Origin of the sequence: Parasphingorhabdus sp. SCSIO 66989 (assembly GCF_032852305.1) — a bacterium.
Taxonomy (GTDB): domain Bacteria; phylum Pseudomonadota; class Alphaproteobacteria; order Sphingomonadales; family Sphingomonadaceae; genus Alterisphingorhabdus; species Alterisphingorhabdus coralli.
Window position 1 is genome coordinate 1929466 of record NZ_CP136594.1, and the last position, 17302, is coordinate 1946767.

The following is a 17302-nucleotide window of genomic DNA, read 5'->3' on the forward strand; positions in this document are numbered from 1 at the left end:
TAGAATGGCCAAAATGGCAGTTAACTTTCTTGGCACTACCTTAGGTATGCTATTCTGTCTGCTTACAAATATTGCAATAATTGGAGCTGCGATTTGGCTTGCCAAAAATGATATTGGTGGCAGGTATGCTCCAATCCTGTTGTTTGTCGCTTGGTTGACATTCAATTTTGCTGTCGGCGTTGCAAATTCCATAAGGAACGAAGCTGAATGTTCAAAAAAATCTTGATCGCCAATCGCGGCGAAATCGCCTGTCGGGTTATCCGCACCGCCAAGAAAATGGGCATTGCCACGGTTGCGGTGTATTCCGACGCCGATGCGCGGAGCCCGCATGTGCAGATGGCGGATGAGGCGGTGCATTTGGGGCCGCCGCCTGCTGCGGAATCCTATCTGCTTGCCGACAAGATCATCCAGGCGTGCAAGGATACCGGCGCAGAGGCGGTGCATCCGGGCTATGGTTTTCTCTCCGAGCGCGAAAGCTTTGCCAAGGCGCTGGCGGAGAATGATATCGCCTTTATCGGCCCGCCGGCCAATGCCATTGCCGCGATGGGCGACAAGATTGAATCGAAGAAGCTGGCGCGTGAGGCCGGGGTCAATATTGTGCCCGGCTATGTCGGAGAGATTGACGACACCGACCATGCGGTGAAAATCGCCAATGATATCGGCTATCCGGTGATGATGAAGGCCAGCGCTGGCGGCGGCGGCAAAGGTATGCGGCTTGCCTGGTCCGAAGAGGATGTGCGCGAAGGCTTTGAGGCGACCAAGCGCGAGGGGCTGAACAGCTTTGGCGATGACCGGGTGTTTATCGAGAAATTTATCGAGCAGCCGCGCCATATCGAGATCCAGGTGCTGGGCGATCAGCATGGCAATACGCTGTATCTCGGGGAGCGCGAATGTTCGATCCAGCGGCGGCACCAAAAGGTTGTCGAGGAAGCGCCATCGCCTTTCGTTGATCCGGAAATGCGCAAAGCCATGGGTGAACAGGCAGTCGCTCTCGCCAAAGCCGTGGGCTATTACAGCGCGGGTACGGTCGAGCTGATCGTCGGCGCCGACAAGAGCTTCTACTTCCTCGAAATGAACACCCGGCTTCAGGTTGAGCATCCGGTGACCGAGCAGATTACCGGGCTTGATCTGGTCGAGCAGATGATCCGTGTTGCCGCAGGCGAAAAACTGGAACTCACACAAGATGATGTGACGCTCACAGGCTGGGCGGTCGAGAACCGTGTCTATGCGGAAGACCCGTATCGCGGTTTCCTGCCCTCCATCGGACGCCTGGTACGCTATCAGCCGCCGGAAGCGAAGGACGGGGTGCGCGTCGATGATGGTGTCGCCGAGGGTGGCGAGGTCTCCATCTATTATGATCCGATGATCGCCAAGCTGATCAGCTATGCCGATACCCGTGAAGAAGCCATCGACAAGCAGATCGCTGCGCTCGACCGCTTCGTTATCGAAGGGCTCGGCCATAATCTCGATTTCCTCTCGGCAGTAATGCAGCATGAGCGTTTCCGTTCGGGCGATATCAGCACCGCCTTTATCGCCGAGGAGTATCCCGAAGGCTTTGAAGGCGCACCCGCATCGGCACAGCTCTTGCGCCAACTTGCGGCGATTGCGGCGTTTATCAAGACCGCCGAAGCCGATCGCGATCTGCGCATTACCGGCCAGCTGGGCAAGCGCCTGCGACCGTCATCGGAGTGGCAGGTGGTCAGCGGCGATGCTGCAATGGAAGTAACTATCGGCGAAGACGTTATTATCGTTGACGGCACCGAGGTTGACCTCTCCATGGCCTATACGCCTGGAGATGGTCTGGTGATTGCCGAAGTTGATGGCGCGGAATTGGCGGTCAAGGTCGCGACGTCCGAAACCGGACTGACCCTGACAACGCGCGGGGCAATCCACACACTGCGCGTCCTGCCCGATCATGTTGCACGTCACGCGGTGCATATGCTCGAAAAAGTGCCGCCTGATCTTTCCAAGCTGCTGATATGCCCAATGCCCGGCCTGTTGGTGAAAACCATGGTGGAAGAAGGCGACAAGGTCGAGGAAGGCCAACCGCTTGCCATTGTCGAGGCGATGAAGATGGAAAACATCCTGCGTGCCGAGAAACCGGCGACCGTAGTGTCGATCAAGGCCGAGGCGGGGGACAGTCTGGCGGTCGATGAAGTGATCATGGAACTGGACTGATTGCGACAAAGCGGGCATTGCAGAATATCCGACGCAGGGTAACATTGCGCGGACAGGGGAGATAAAATGGCTGAGACACTCAGCAGCGATGCCGCCGCATCGGGCGCGCAAGACGTTTACGTACCATCGAAAAAAGATATCCGCCTCGTCATAGGCGCGTCTTCGCTCGGCACAATTTTTGAATGGTATGATTTCTTTATCTACGGCACGCTTGCAGCGATTATCGGGCGGACATTCTTCCCCAGCGATAATGCGACACTGGAAGTGCTGCTGGTCTGGGCAGGCTTTGCTGTCGGCTTTGGTTTCCGACCGCTGGGCGCGATTCTGTTCGGTTTCCTCGGCGACAGGTTGGGGCGCAAATATACCTTTCTGGTGACAGTGACACTGATGGGCATTGCTACCGCGGGGGTGGGTATGATCCCTTCGGCGGAAACCATCGGCATCGCGGCGCCGATCATCATTATATTCTTCCGGGTATTACAGGGATTGGCGCTGGGCGGCGAATATGGCGGCGCGGCGATCTATGTCTCTGAACATGCGCCGCCAGAAAAGCGCGGTTTTTATACCAGCTTTATTCAGGCCAGCGTGGTCGGCGGCTTTGTGCTCAGCCTGATTGTTGTCCTCTCCAGCAAGGCGCTCATGAGCGATGCAACATGGAATGACTGGGGCTGGCGGGTGCCGTTCCTGTTGTCGCTGGTATTGCTTGGCATCTCCTTGTGGATGCGGCTGATGCTCTCTGAAAGTCCGGTGTTTCAGGCGATGAAGGCTGAAGGCACCATTGCCAGCAATCCATTTAAAGAGAGCTTTACCTATCCGGGCAATATCAAGCGACTTGCGGTTGCGCTGTTCGGCATTGCGGCTGGTCTGACTGTTATCTGGTACACTGCTATGTTCTCGGGGCTCAGTTTTCTGCGCGGACCGATGCGCGTAGAGGATACGACTGCCGAGATATTGGTGGGTGTCGCCGCCGCTCTGGGCATGGGTTTCTTCATTCTTTTTGGCTGGCTTTCGGACAAGGTTGGACGAAAGAAACCGATTGTCTATGGCTATGTGCTGACTTTGCTGCTGCTTTTCCCCTGTTTTTGGCTGATGGGCAGCGTTGCCAACCCTGATCTGGAAGCGGTGAAGGAGAAAGCACCAATCACCATCAGCGGTAGCGATTGTGAGTACAGCCCCTTTGCCGAGCTGCAAGCCACGGATTGCGGCAAAACGATCAGCTATTTCACTACCAAAGGGTTACCCTATACGCTGAATGAGGAAGACGGTGCAGGCTCTGAGGTCTTGGTTACGATAGGCATGCAAAGCCTGGCAAACCCAAGTGATACCGAGCTTGACAATGCCATTGCTGAAGCAGGTTATGACTTTACGCCTATAGTGCCAACACCGGGCGCGATGGCAGGAATCATATTCGCTCTATTGGTTCTGAGCGGCTTGTCGGGTGCGACCTATGGTTCGGTCGCGGCGCTTCTGGCGGAGATGTTCCCGCCGCGTATCCGCTATAGTTCCATGTCGATCCCCTATCACATCGGCACTGGCTATTTTGGCGGCTTTCTGCCGTTTATCGCCAGCTATATCATCGCCAAGACAGGCGACCCTTATGCCGGGCTGTGGTACACCATGGCGGTGGTCGCCATGGCGTTTGTGGTGACGGCCTTTGGCCTGAAGGAAACACTCAACGCCAATGAATGGGATGATTGATGCGCACCTTGCGGCTTGACCTGGATAGCGACGCGCTGGTGGAGAACTGGCGCGTGCTGGACCGTATGAGCGGTTCCGCCAGCACCGGCGCAGCGGTTAAGGCAGAGGGCTATGGCCTTGGCGGGCGTGCGGTCACCGAGAAGCTACGCGAAGCAGGATGCAGCGATTTCTTCGTAGCACACTGGACCGAGGCGCGCGATATTTTACGGGCAACATCCGAGGCGGGCATATCGGTGCTGCATGGCGTCGGCAGCAATGACCTTGATCTTGCCAGCCAAATGCCTGCCAAGCCGGTGATTAACTCGCTGGCGCAGGCCAAAGTCTGGATTGAGGCTGGTGGCGGGCTTTGTGATCTGATGATCGACACCGGCATGTTCCGCTTGGGGCTGGCACCCGAAGAGGTGTCCGACCCGCTTATCGGGAAGCTGAAAATCGATATCTGCATGAGCCATCTGGCGTCTGCTGATGAGGATTGTGCAAAAAATGCTGCGCAGCAAAGTGCGTTTTCAGCGCTCAAGGATCAGGTCAGAGCCAAGCGCTATAGCCTCGCCAATAGCGCCGGAATTGCGCTGGGAAGCGATTATCATTTTGATCTCACACGCCCCGGCATTGCCATTTATGGCGGTGTGGTGCGTCCCGAATTGTGCGACAACATCAGACAGGTTGTCTATCCCAAGGCAGCGATATTGCAGACGCGCGATGCGCCTAAAGGCTCAACCCTGGGCTATAACGGCATCTATACCGCGCCGCATGATATGCGTCTGGCGACGATCTCGCTGGGTTATGCCGATGGTTATTTGCGTGGGTTTTCCAATAAGGGCCATGTGCATCTTGGCGGACAGGACTTGCCGGTTGTCGGACGCGTGTCGATGGACCTGACAATTATCGACATTACCGAAGCGACCGATGTCGGTGAGGGCGATTGGGTTGATGTCGATTATAGTTTGCCTGAGGCTGCTGCAGCATCGGGTCTGTCGCAATATGAGCTACTGACGGTCTTGGGCAGCCGCTTCCAACGTCGCTGGTCCTGAGTCTTGAAGCATATGCATATACCTAGCTGATCGGAGTTTCGATGCTGTTGCTATTTGCCAAATCACTCATGTTTTTCAATGCATTACATGGGCTTGTTGTACTTGTGTACGGTCGCGTAATCACACAGCAGTATCCAGAGTTATTAGTAGCTATGCTGGCTTTGGCTACTTTGCTTGCGCACTTCACTTTTAAGACGGCATCTCCTAGGCTCTTAACGAAAGCTGGCAACTGGTTGTTTTACGCTATAATGGCAGTTTTGACTGTGTTCTTTTTGGAAACTGTATATTCATTATATAAATCAATATATTATGGTTATAGCCTTCAACCATATGGAGTTAGACTGATCCTGCTCTTAACAGGCAGCGCCGATTATGCTGAAAGCGATAGCATCTATGGATTTATCGAGATTTTAGGGTCTATTACACTTGCGCTAATTATAAACCATAAGATGACCCCATCAGACCAGAAACCTTAATGATTTCTCTAATTGTTGACCAGCCACTCACTAATATCTTTCCAGCTTCTCTGCTTGGCGCTGCCACCGACAACCATCCCGACATGCCCGCCGGCGTAGACATGGCGATTGGCAAAGCCCGCTGATGTCGCCATTGGCGTGATCTGATCGCTTGCCGACACCAGTTCCAGCGCAGGTGCCTGGACGGCATCTGGCGAAATCTGTGTTCCATCAATCTTCCACTGTCCCTCAACCGAAGCATTCTTCTCGATAAATTCGCTAAAAAGCTGATCCGCAAAAGCAAAGGGCAGGGGCTCGCCGCCATTGGCCCAGTCTTCAATTGCGACAAAGATCGCTCTGCCAGGGCTGTCGGCATCCATTTTGCCAAAGGCGCGATATTTCTCTACCACGCGCCTTTTGTCGAGTGACCAGAAACCCTGCTGCACCATTTCGATGGGGGCGACCCGCATGGCTTTGCATTGCGCCCGGTTACGCGCCCATAAAGCCATCATCTCGCTGCGGCGATCAGGTCCATAGCCGGAAAAATCCCAGGGGCTGGCGATCAGGGTCAGGCTGCGTATCTCGCTCAAACACGCCGCGCCCAACGCCAGTAATCCGCCGAGACAATAGCCGACAAGATGCACCGGGCGTTTTTGCCTTTGCAGCAATGGGCGCAGATAGTCGGCAACAAAGCTGCTGATTGTTTCATCACCACGCTGTGGCGTAATCGCACCCCAATGTAGCAATCCGCAGCCAAGGCCCTGCGCCTCCAAATGGGCTATTAGCGAGCGCCCCTCGACCATATCGAGTATCTGTGGAGCATTAATAGGCGAGGGGACAATCAACACGTCGATATCGCGGTTGAGATCAGCACTGGCATGGCGCGTCACCGTAACCGGCCCCTGTGTTCCAATGACGAAAGCCTCAGATTTTGCTGCAGGTCTTGCTGCACTTTGAAATGCGCTCAACCCGTGCAGCAATTCGGCCATAGCCTCAGGATCATGCTGCAATTGCTCACGCGCCATTTCCAGAAAAAGCGGCAAAGGGCGCGGACCATGTTGCGGTGCATCATCTTTGGATGCTAGAGGGAGATTACCGGCCACTCATGCCTTCCTTTTTGGAGTCTCGCCCCTATGCCCGCTTCGAAACACAAAAGCGATGATGGCGTTATCATCATCAAAAAATATGCCAACCGTCGGCTCTATAACACCCATTCGTCAAGCTATATCACACTCGACTATATTGCGACGCTGATCCGCAATGGCGATGAGTTCAAGGTAATTGATGCCAAGAGCGGCGATGATATCACCCGCTCGATCCTGACCCAGATCATCATGGATGAGGAGAGCGGTGAGGAACAGATTTTGCCGACCAGCTTCCTGCGCCAGATTATCGGCATGTATGGCAATTCGATGCAGGCGATGATGCCGGGCTATTTGGAAGCTTCGATGCAGGCGTTTCGCGACAATCATCAGAAGCTGCAAAATGCTGTCGGTGATAGCATCGCCAATAACCCGTTCGCCAAAATGGCGCAGCGCAATATGGAAATGTTTGAAGCGGCGACACGGGCTTTCACTCCCGGTGTTGGCTCAAAGCATAAAGAGCCCGAGGCTGAAGATACACAGTCGGCTAAAAGCGACGATATTGATGCATTGAAGACGCAATTGGCGGCGATGCAGGAACAGCTTGACCGCATGGCTGACAAGAACTGAAAAGCGTCGCTCGCCGATTAGCGAAACCAATTTATCTGACCTAGAAAGACCATAGTCTTGCCCAAGAAAAATGCCCTGCCTGTCACCCGGGCGGAAGATTTTGCCAAATGGTATCAACTTGCCATCTCCGAGGGGGAGCTGGCCGAGGAATCCGGCGTGCGCGGATCAATGATCATGCTGCCATGGGGCTATGGCATCTGGGAGCGGATGCAGCGCTTGCTCGATGACCGGATCAAGGCCAGCGGGCATGAGAATTGCTATTTCCCGCTGTTCATTCCCTTGTCCTATTTCGCCAAGGAAGCCGAGCATGTCGAAGGCTTTGCCAAGGAAATGGCGGTGGTGACCCATCACCGGCTAAAGGCGGGTGAAAATGGTCTCGATGTCGATCCAGAGGCCAAGCTGGAAGAGCCGCTGGTGGTGCGGCCGACATCGGAAATGATTATCGGCTCAGCCTTTGCCCGCTGGCTGCAAAGCTGGCGCGATCTGCCGATCAAGATCAACCAATGGGCCAATATTGTCCGCTGGGAGATGCGCACCCGCATGTTCCTGCGCACCAGCGAGTTTCTTTGGCAGGAAGGCCATACCGCTCATGCCACCGAGGAAGATGCGGTCGATGAGACTCTGGAAATCCTGGAAATGTATCGCAGCTTTGCCGAAGAAGATCTGGCGATGCCGGTGATTGCTGGCGAGAAGCCGGAAAACGAACGCTTCCCCGGTGCCGATGCGACCTATTCGATCGAGGCGATGATGCAGGATGGCAAGGCACTGCAGGCGGGTACTTCGCATTATCTCGGCCAGAATTTCAGCAAGGCACAGAATATCCGCTATCAGGACAGGGAAGGGCAGTTCCAGTTCGCCTATACCACCAGCTGGGGTGTTTCGACGCGGATGATCGGCGGCGTTATCATGAGCCATGGCGATGATGACGGCCTGCGCGTGCCACCCGCCATTGCACCCTATCAGGTCGTGATTATCCCGATGCTGCGCGATCAGCCCGAGGATGAGGCACTGCTTGAGTATTGCCGCGAGGTGGCGGCTTCGCTCAAAGGCGTCAGCGCCTTGGGCGAGCCGGTGCGTGTGCATCTCGACAGCCGTCCGGGCAAGGCCGCGGTCAAACGCTGGGCATGGGTCAAGAAGGGCGCGCCGATACTCGTTGAGGTCGGTGGCCGTGATGCTGACGGTGGCAATGTCACCGTGCTTAACCGCACCGCACTTTATCAGGACAATGGCAAGATCGCCAATGATGTGATGCCGCGTGGAGCGTTTGCCGACAAGGTTACGCCGATGCTCGAAGCGATCCAACAGCAACTGTTCGATGAGGCGGCGGAACGCACCAAGGCGAATATCCGTCATGACGTCACCACCATGGAAGAGCTGACCGCGCACTTTAAGCAGAAGGGACATATTGGCTGGCTTGAGGTTAGCTGGAGCAAGCCGACTGGCGATGCACTGGAGAAGGTGGAGGAAATGCTCAAGGATCGCAAGCTGACACTGCGCAATGTGCCGCAAAATGCGCCTGCCGCAGAAGGTGCCTGTATCTTCACCGGCGAGCCAGCGGTTGAACGCATCCTTGTCGGCAAGGCCTATTAGAGTCGCATCCATGTCTAAATCGTCATTGCGAGGAGCCGAAGGCGACGCGGCAATCCAGAGCGGCACGAGATGCCCTGGATTGGTTGACCTTCGGTCGCCTTCGGCCCGCTGCGCTCGCAATGACGATTTAAGTTTGGTTGTTTAGCCGTATGTCCCGCAAGACATCTGCCGGTCACCTACCTAGCCGCGAGGCGATACTCGACTTTATCACCCAGTCCGATCAGCCTGCAGGCAAGCGCGAGATTGCCAAGCATTTCAAACTGCGCGGGGCAGACAAGATCGCGCTCAAGGCGCTGCTCAAGGATATGGCCGATGAGGGCCTGATCGACAGCGCACCGGGCCGCGCTTTCCACAAAATGGGCGGCGTGCCTAAGGTCACTGTGCTGCGGATTGTCGAGGTTGCCGACGGCAACGTGATTGGGGTGCCCGAAACCTGGCATGCGGCGACACCGGCACCCAAGCTGCGGATCATCGAACGCGGTCGCCGTTCGGCCTTGGGCAAGGGCGACAGGGTGCTGGCGCGGACCGAGGAAGCGGGCAAGGGCTGGCGTGCTTATCCGATGAAGAAGCTCGCCAATGCCTCGGAGATGCTGCTTGGCGTGGTGCAGGAGGATGAGCGCGGCAAGCCTGTGCTCACCATGACCGACAAGTCCAAGCGTTTTAGTGTGCCGATATCCGATATGGGCGATGCGGAAATCGGCCAGCTGGTCCGCGCCGAGCAGAAAGGTACGCGTGATCGTGCCCGTGCCTATGTCCGTGAGGTCATTGGCGATGCAATGGAACCGGGCGCGTTCTCGGCGGTGGCGATCCACAAATATGGCATCCCCGATCATTTCAGCGAGAAGGTGCTGGACGAGGCGGAGCGGGTCTCGAAACAGCCGCTGAAAACCGACAAACGCGAGGATCTGCGTCATCTGCCGATTATCGCTATCGACCCTGCGGATGCGCGAGATCATGATGATGCAGTCTGGGCTGAACCCGATGACAGCGCCGACAATGCAGGCGGCTTCCGCCTGATTGTCGCCATTGCCGATGTCAGCTTCTATGTCCGCTCCGGCAGCGCGATTGACCGCGAGGCGCGCAAGCGTGGCAACAGCGTCTATTTCCCGGATCGTGTGGTGCCGATGCTGCCGGAAACGCTGTCGGCCAATATGTGCTCGCTGAAACAGGGCGAAGACCGTGCGGCGATGGTCTGCCATTTGCGCATTGACGCAGAGGGCGAGTTGAAAGACTGGCGCTTTGCCCGCGCCATCATCAAGCTGACGCACAATATCGCCTATGAGGATGCGCAGGCGCAATATGATGCGGGCGAGACGGCGCTTGCCAAAGAGGTGCTGACCCCGCTGTGGGATTGCTGGAAACTGCTGCGCGAGGCGAGGGCGCGGCGCAAGCCGCTTGATCTGGAACTGCCCGAACGGCGCATTGTCCTGAGCGAAGAAGGCAAGGTCACCGGCGTTGCCATGCGCGAGCGGCTTGATGCGCATATGCTGATCGAGGATATGATGATCGCCGCCAATGTCGCCGCAGCCAAGGCATTGGAGGCGAAGAAACAGCCGGTCGTCTATCGCGTCCACGAAACCCCGGCGCGCGAGAAGTTGGAAGCGCTGCGCGATTATCTGCGCAGCATGGAGATGAATCTGGCGCTTGGTCAGGTGATCCGCCCCGAACTGTTCAACCGGGTGCTGGAGCGCGTTGAGGATGAGGATATGCGCATGCTGCTCACCATGCAGGTGCTGCGCAGCCAGACCCAGGCCTATTATGGCCCGGACAATCTCGGCCATTTCGGCCTTAATCTTGGCCATTATGCGCATTTCACCAGCCCGATCCGCCGCTATGCTGATCTGCTGGTCCATCGCGCGCTGGTGCAGGGCTATGGGCTTGGTGGCAAGGAGGAAGGGTTGAGCAGTGATGATGCCAATAAGCTCAGCACCATATGCGAGGCGATCAGCGGCTTTGAGCGCCGCGCCATGGAAGCCGAACGCGAAACGGTGGACCGCTATGTTGCCGCCTATCTCGCCGAGCATATCGGCAAAATCTATCATGTGCGGATCACCGGGGTGCAGAGCTTTGGCTTTTTTGTGACTATTGTCGATTTTGGCGGCGACGGGCTGGTGCCGGTCTCAACCCTTGGCCGTGAGCGTTTTGCCTATGATGAGGCGGCGCAAAGCCTGACCGGCGAAATCAGCGACACCAGCTACAAGGTCGGCCAACGCCTCAAAATGCGATTGGTCGAAGCCAATCCGGTTTCCGGCGCGATGAAGTTTGAGCCGGAAAAACTGGAACCGCTGCCTTATGAAGCGAGCGCCAAACGATTGCGGCCATCTGGTCGTCGTGCGGGCAAATACCGTCAAGGCAAACGCGGTAAGCCTAGGAATATTAGAAAATAAACCAGGTTCAGTGCAGACGGAACCAGAGTGTCTTTATAGTTCACACTAAGCCACAAAGGCACAAAAGTGGATTTTGCTATAGTCGCCTTCGTGCCTTTCTGGCTTAGTGTGAACTAAAATTCGCACCCTGTTTAACTCAACCGATCAATTTCCTCATTGGACAAGCTACCGGGAATAACCATCACCGGACAGGGCAGCGATCCCGCCTGACTGCCGGCAAAATAGCTGACCAGCGGCCCTGGCGCACCGCTGGCGGCGGCTCCGAGCACCAGTGCGGTGATGTCGTCATTTTCCTCAAGGAATTTTTTCAGGCTTTCCACCCCTTCACCGCGCTTGACCGAGATAGCGGGGCGCTGGCCCGATTGATTGAAATAATCCCCGGCTGCACTCGCCACCAAAGCCTCGGCACGGCGCGCTGCTTCGTCTTCCATGGTTGCCTGCACCGCGCCCCAGGCGACGAAATCCTCTTTCGGCACCAGCGCCAAAATATGCAGCGTGCCATTGGTTTTTGCCGCCCGCCGCGAGGCAAATCGCAGTGCAATTCGCGCTTCTTCGGTCTCGTCAATCACGACCAGATATTTGCGCATTGTCTGTCCTCCCCCTTTTTCGGGACTGAATACCTATAGATTGTGTCAAAAAACGCATCGGTGCAAGCGATATGGGCTTGACCATGATACGGTATAAACGACACAAGGGCCTTCATCTCAATTCCTCCCCGAATGAAAGAGGTTTCCGACATGCCTATCGCACTGAAAATGCCCGCGCTTTCTCCGACGATGGAGGAGGGGACATTGGCCAAATGGCTGGTGAAGGAGGGTGATGAGGTCACCAGCGGCGATTTGCTGGCGGAGATTGAAACTGACAAGGCGACCATGGAATTCGAAGCGGTGGATGAAGGCACCATCGCCAAAGTGCTGGTCGATGAGGGCAGCGAGAATGTTGCTGTCGGTGAGGTCATCGCGATTCTGGCTGAGGATGGCGAGGATATTGCCGAAGCGGCGAAGATGGATGTTGGCGGCGGTGCGGTCCCTGCTGCGCCTTCTCCAGCGCCTGCACCGGCACCGGCCGCACCAGCCCCGGCTCCAACACCTGCGCCTGTAGCCGCACCGGCCCCAACACCTGTTGCAGCAGCACCTGCGCCCGCTCCAGCGGCATCAGCCGCTACCCGCATAAAGGCCAGCCCATTGGCGCGGCGTATTGCGGCGGACAAGGGGCTTGATCTTGCTGCGATCAGCGGCACGGGGCCGAAGGGACGGATTATCAAGGCCGATGTGGAAGGCGTTGACGCATCCGGCATTGCCGCACCCGCAGCCACCGAAAAGGCTCCTGCTGCTGCCCCTGCGGCAAGCGAGTTTGTCACCGATATCCCGCATGAGGCGGAGAAGCTGGGCAATGTCCGCAAGGTGATCGCCCGCCGCCTGACCGAGGCCAAGCAGACGATCCCGCATATCTATCTCACGCTCGACATCCGGCTCGATGCGCTGCTGAAACTGCGCAAGGAACTAAATACTGCGCTTGAACCAAAGGGTATCAAGCTCTCGGTCAATGATCTGCTGATCAAGGCGCTGGCCAAAGCACTGATGGAAGTGCCGAAATGCAATGTCAGCTTTGCCGGCGACCAACTCATCAAATATAGCCGTGCCGATATCTCGGTCGCAGTCGCCGCGCCTTCGGGCCTGATCACGCCGATTATCAAAGAAGCCGATACCAAATCGCTCTCTGCCATCTCGACCGAGATGAAGGAGCTTGCTGGCAAGGCGCGCGACGGCAAGCTGCAACCGCATGAATATCAGGGCGGTACGGCGAGTATTTCCAATATGGGCATGTTCGGCATCACGCAATTTGATGCGGTCATCAACCCGCCCCAGGGCATGATCTTGGCGGTAGGAGCAGGGGAGAAGCGCCCTGCGGTCATCGACGATTCCTTACAGATCGCCACAATGATGAGCGCCACCGGCAGTTTCGACCACCGCGCGATTGATGGTGCAGATGGTGCAGAACTGATGCAGGCGCTGAAGCAGCTGATCGAAAGCCCGATGGGATTGGTGGCGTGATCATCAAACCCTCTCCAAATCCCTCTCCGACTTCGCCTAAGGCGCTCCGCACCTAAGGCTCCGTATCCTCTTCCGTAAAGGGAGAGGATGGGTATTGTTAAAGGATATGTAATGCCCGAAAAATTCGATCTTGTAGTCCTCGGTTCCGGCCCCGGTGGCTATGTCGCTGCCATCCGTGCGGCGCAGTTGAAGATGAATGTCGCGATTGTCGAGCGTGAGCGGCTTGGCGGGATTTGCCTCAACTGGGGCTGTATCCCGACCAAGGCGTTGCTGCGGACGTCGGAAATTTTCCACTATATGAGCCATGCCGATGCCTATGGCCTGAAGGTGGAGAAGGCCGGTTTCGAGCTCGACAAGATCGTACAGCGCTCGCGTAAGGTTTCCGGCCAGCTCAACTCCGGCGTTAAGACGCTGATGAAGAAGAACAAGATTACCGTGGTCGAGGGGACAGGTACGATCACCGGGGTCGGCAAACTCTCGGTGACACAGGGCGATCAAACCCGCGAATTGGAAGCACCTGAAATCCTTGTCGCTACCGGAGCGCGGGCGCGGGATCTGCCTTTTGCTCAAGCCGACGGGAAACGCATCTGGACCTATCGCCATGCGATGACGCCCGAAGTGATGCCGGAGAAGCTGCTGGTCATAGGTTCCGGTGCGATCGGAGTCGAATTTGCCAGCTTTTACAGTGACATGGGCGCGGATGTTACCATTGTTGAGATGCTCGACCGTATCCTTCCGGTCGAGGATAAAGATGTCAGCGCGCATATGGAAAAGACGCTGAAAAAACAGGGCATGACTATCCTTACTGGCGCTGGAGTTGAGGAACTCAAGACCAGCGGCAAGGGCGTTACCGCCAAGATCAAGACCAAGGATGGCAAGACGGCTGCGCATGAGTTCAGCCATGCGATTGTCGCCATCGGCATCGTGCCGAATACCGAGAATATCGGGCTGGAAGCGCTGGGCGTTGAAACCGATCGTGGCCATATCAAGGTCGACGGCTTTGGCCGCACCAATGTGAAGGGCATTCGTGCCATTGGCGATGTCACCGGCCCGCCCTGGCTGGCGCATAAGGCGAGCCATGAGGGTATTGTCGCGATTGAGCATATGGCCGGCCTTAACCCGCATCCGTTCGACACCTGGAATATCCCGGGCTGCACCTATTCGCGGCCGCAAGTTGCCTCGGTGGGCCTCACCGAAGCGAAAGCCAAGGAAGCCGGGCATCAAGTCAAAGTCGGCAATTTCCCCTTTATCGGCAATGGCAAGGCGATTGCGCTGGGCGAGGCCGATGGTTTTATCAAAACCGTTTTTGACGCCAAGACCGGCGAATTGCTCGGCGCGCATATGATTGGCGCGGAAGTCACCGAACTGATCCAGGGCTATGCCATTGCCCGCCAGTTGGAGAGCACCGAGGAAGAATTGATGCACACCGTCTTCCCGCATCCGACACTTTCTGAAATGATGCATGAATCTGTGCTATCAGCCTATGACCGGACGCTGCATATGTAAGTAAGGGGGCATCATGGCGGGCAACAAAGATCAGGAACTCGCCCGTGTCGTGTCCCCCAATATGCTCGCGGTCTATGGTCTGGCGACCATCTTGGGCGCAGGTATCTATGTCGTTATCGGCGAGATAGCAGGGGAGGCGGGGTATCTCGCACCGCTGTCCTTCCTTATCGCCGCCATTGCCGCGGGTTTCAGCGCGCTAAGCTATGCTGAATTGGGCGCGCGCTTCCCGCATAGCGGCGGTTCTGCTGTCTATATTGATGTCGCTTTTGGCTATCGTTGGCTGACATGGATCACCGCCTGGGCAGTTATTGCGGCGGGTCTGGTGTCTGCGGCGACGATTGCGACCGGTTTTGCGGGATATCTCACCGCGTTCCTGCCGATCCCGAAAGAGGTTTCTATTCCAGTGCTGCTGATCGCGCTGACCACCATCGCGGCGATTGGCATCAAGGAATCGGTCTGGTTTATGCTGCTGTGCACCGGCGCTGGATTGCTGGGCTTGACCATTGTCCTGATCGTCGGCGGCCCAAATATCGTCGACTATCCATCGCTTGTCGCGCAAGGCTTTGGCAGCAGCGAGGGTTGGGCCATGGGCGTTCTGATCGGCAGCTTTCTCGCCTTTTATGCCTTTATCGGTTTTGAGGACCTGGTGACTTTGGGCGAGGAGGTCCAGGACGTTCAGCGCTCATTGCCGCGTGCCATCTTAATCGCACTCGCGATCTCACTATTCTTTTATGTCTCCATAGCTTTGGTCGTTGTTTCTACACTGTCTCCTGAAGAACTTGCCGCCACCGGCGCACCGCTGGTCGAGGTGGTGCGCGCCAGCGGCTATAGCGGCGATTTTCTGGCGGTGCTTGGGCTGTTGGTCATCGTTGACGGTGCACTGGCGCAGATCGTCATGGCATCGCGCGTCGTCCATGATCTGGGTAAGCGCCGCGGCGGCGCTCCTGCATGGATGGCTGCCATTAACAGCCGCACTCAAACGCCTCTTGTTGCGACATTGCTCGCAGGCGCAGTTGTGCTGCTCCTGGCCCTGTTTTTCCCGACCGGCGCGCTTGCCGGGGCTACCAGCTTTATCACCTTATGCGTCTTTATCGCCATCAATGCGGCATTGCTGCGGCTGAAACTGACGGGCAGGGCAGGTGGTGACGGGATTGTCAGCTATCCGCTGCTTGTCCCTGTTTCCGGGCTAGTATTGAGCGTCGTCCTGCTTGCCGCGCAGATATTCGCCGCATCTTGAGCTTGGGTTATGGCTCTTTTCTAAAGCAATGATCTGGTTTATAAATCGGCGCATAAAGGGGAAGGAAAATGCTGATTACCGCACTCACCTTGATGGTCACCGCACAGGCTATGGACGCCGATTCGCTGCGCAAAGCCTATTCCAACTGTATGGTCGATGTGACCATTGAAAATCTCGACAACAAGGTAAAGGAACGCGCCTTTCGCAAGGTCGCAGAGGGGGCCTGTCCCGCCGAACGCGCGGCCTATATGGAAGCCATTGTCAAAGACGAGATGGAATATGATGCGTCCCAGGAAGACGCGGAAGCCTATGCCACTGAAGAGGCGAACGGGATAATCGAGGCCATGGCTGGCGGCTATCGTGATATGGCTGCAACCAACACACGGCCTTCAAAAGAAGACTAACTGCATAATTAGAGGTTGAGCTAAACCACTGGCGCGCGCCGCTTATGGCGTAGCAATATGCTGCGCACAGGCGGCGAATATGTCGTGCCAGTTCTCGATATTCAGATGCCCCTTTCCGGGCACCATATGCAGCTCGGCATTCGGGATATGCTGCGCTAAATAGCGGCCCATGGATTGTGGCACGAAAATATCCTCATCGCCGAGCCAGATATAGGTCGGCACCCGCACGTCCGTGATATCAAAGCCCCAATCCTGATAGGCAATCAGCGCTTCATGCGCCGGGCCGCGGCTGCCCTGACGGAAGGCTTCTTTCTCGGTTTGGCGGAATATGTGGAGTATCTCCGGCTGCTCCAGCATCGCCTTGTCTGCCGCGGAAACATTGGCTTTCATGATGCCGAAGAAGAGATCAGGCCAATAGAGCGCCGCCCAACCAATGGGCGCAAAAGCGGCGTGCATGGTCCATGGTAGCTGTCGGGCAATCGCCATATAGCTGCGGTCCAGCGCGTTAAGGCTGTTCGCGGTATCCGCTGTGGCTATCGGTCCCCAAGGTCCCAATGCTCCGATAAACTTCAGTCGCTCCGGGCTGATCATGGCGCCACAGGCAAAGAGATGCGGCCCCGCACCGGAATGTCCGGCAACCCCGAATGCCCCGACGCCGAGATAGTCGGCCAAAGCGATCACATCATCGGGCCAATCGATAAATTTGCGACCAGGCAGGAAATCGGATTGACCAAAGCCGGGGCGATCAATCGCAATTAATCGTAAGCCATGATCAAGTGCGGCGGCATCGGCGAAACCCGCTTCCAATCTGCTGCTGGGCGTGCCGTGAAAATAGAATGTCGGGAAGCCGGAAGCATCGCCGAAGCATTGATAGGCAAGCGCCCGTCCATCCTTGAGGCGGAATATAGACGCGCTACGCTGGTCGTCAGGTTGCAATATTTCTGTCCCGATACGTTCAGTAGATCAGATCATTACCGCAACGCGCAAACTCCGGAAACGGGGTATTTGCAGTGATATTGCGCAGTGTTGTCCCTACAAAAAGATCTTGTA

At 56.5% G+C, this 17302-nt stretch carries 14 protein-coding genes; 11 read left to right on the plus strand and 3 right to left on the minus strand.

Features of this window, described 5'->3' with window-relative positions:
- Positions 1-4 precede the first annotated feature (4 nt).
- The 4 genes from RB602_RS09040 (at position 5) to alr (ending at position 4907) form a co-directional block, all read left to right on the plus strand.
- Positions 5-226 (plus strand): hypothetical protein, encoded by a 222-nt coding sequence (locus RB602_RS09040; RefSeq protein ID WP_317080239.1) that lies wholly within the window; start codon positions 5-7, stop codon positions 224-226.
- Entirely contained in the window at positions 208-2178 is a 1971-nt protein-coding gene (locus RB602_RS09045; protein WP_317080240.1) for an acetyl/propionyl/methylcrotonyl-CoA carboxylase subunit alpha, read from the plus strand. The genes RB602_RS09040 and RB602_RS09045 overlap by 19 nt, the downstream gene beginning before the upstream one ends.
- 66 nt (positions 2179-2244) lie before the next feature.
- Positions 2245-3876, plus strand: a complete 1632-nt coding sequence (locus RB602_RS09050) for an MFS transporter (RefSeq protein ID WP_317080241.1) — start codon at positions 2245-2247, stop codon at positions 3874-3876.
- A complete protein-coding gene (alr, locus tag RB602_RS09055) occupies positions 3876-4907 on the plus strand; it encodes an alanine racemase (RefSeq protein ID WP_317080242.1) in 1032 nt (343 codons plus the stop codon). Before RB602_RS09050 ends, alr begins: the two co-directional genes overlap by 1 nt.
- Positions 4908-5391: 484 nt before the next feature.
- Here the strand turns inward: alr and RB602_RS09060 are convergent, their stop codons facing one another.
- The gene (locus RB602_RS09060) at positions 5392-6465 is read right to left on the minus strand and encodes an alpha/beta fold hydrolase (RefSeq protein WP_317080243.1); all 1074 of its coding nucleotides are present in this window, start codon (positions 6463-6465) and stop codon (positions 5392-5394) included.
- A gap of 30 nt (positions 6466-6495) precedes the next feature.
- Between RB602_RS09060 and phaR the strand changes: the two genes are divergently transcribed.
- The 3 genes from phaR (at position 6496) to rnr (ending at position 11051) form a co-directional block, all read left to right on the plus strand.
- A complete protein-coding gene (gene phaR, locus RB602_RS09065; RefSeq protein ID WP_317080244.1) occupies positions 6496-7074 on the plus strand; it encodes a polyhydroxyalkanoate synthesis repressor PhaR in 579 nt (192 codons plus the stop codon).
- 57 nt (positions 7075-7131) lie between these two features.
- Complete coding sequence (gene proS / locus RB602_RS09070) at positions 7132-8664, plus strand: proline--tRNA ligase (RefSeq protein ID WP_317080245.1); 1533 nt, start codon at positions 7132-7134, stop codon at positions 8662-8664.
- Between the two features lie 149 nt (positions 8665-8813).
- On the plus strand, positions 8814-11051 hold the full coding sequence (gene rnr, locus RB602_RS09075) for a ribonuclease R (protein ID WP_317080246.1): 2238 nt from the start codon (positions 8814-8816) through the stop codon (positions 11049-11051).
- Positions 11052-11182: 131 nt separating this feature from the next.
- Here the strand turns inward: rnr and RB602_RS09080 are convergent, their stop codons facing one another.
- Positions 11183-11638 (minus strand): universal stress protein, encoded by a 456-nt coding sequence (locus RB602_RS09080; RefSeq protein WP_317080247.1) that lies wholly within the window; start codon positions 11636-11638, stop codon positions 11183-11185.
- A 150-nt stretch (positions 11639-11788) separates the two neighbouring features.
- Between RB602_RS09080 and RB602_RS09085 the strand changes: the two genes are divergently transcribed.
- The 4 genes from RB602_RS09085 to RB602_RS09100 all read left to right on the plus strand — a co-directional run bounded on the left by RB602_RS09085 (position 11789) and on the right by RB602_RS09100 (position 16252).
- On the plus strand, positions 11789-13105 hold the full coding sequence (locus RB602_RS09085; RefSeq protein WP_317080248.1) for a pyruvate dehydrogenase complex dihydrolipoamide acetyltransferase: 1317 nt from the start codon (positions 11789-11791) through the stop codon (positions 13103-13105).
- A gap of 111 nt (positions 13106-13216) precedes the next feature.
- The gene (lpdA, locus tag RB602_RS09090) at positions 13217-14611 is read left to right on the plus strand and encodes a dihydrolipoyl dehydrogenase (RefSeq protein ID WP_317080249.1); all 1395 of its coding nucleotides are present in this window, start codon (positions 13217-13219) and stop codon (positions 14609-14611) included.
- A gap of 13 nt (positions 14612-14624) precedes the next feature.
- On the plus strand, positions 14625-15848 hold the full coding sequence (locus RB602_RS09095; RefSeq protein WP_317080250.1) for an APC family permease: 1224 nt from the start codon (positions 14625-14627) through the stop codon (positions 15846-15848).
- A gap of 68 nt (positions 15849-15916) precedes the next feature.
- The gene (locus tag RB602_RS09100) at positions 15917-16252 is read left to right on the plus strand and encodes a hypothetical protein (RefSeq protein ID WP_317080251.1); all 336 of its coding nucleotides are present in this window, start codon (positions 15917-15919) and stop codon (positions 16250-16252) included.
- A 42-nt stretch (positions 16253-16294) separates the two neighbouring features.
- Here the strand turns inward: RB602_RS09100 and RB602_RS09105 are convergent, their stop codons facing one another.
- Positions 16295-17188, minus strand: coding sequence for an alpha/beta fold hydrolase (locus RB602_RS09105; protein ID WP_317080252.1), 894 nt, complete (start codon positions 17186-17188; stop codon positions 16295-16297).
- Between the last annotated feature and the right edge of the window lie 114 nt (positions 17189-17302).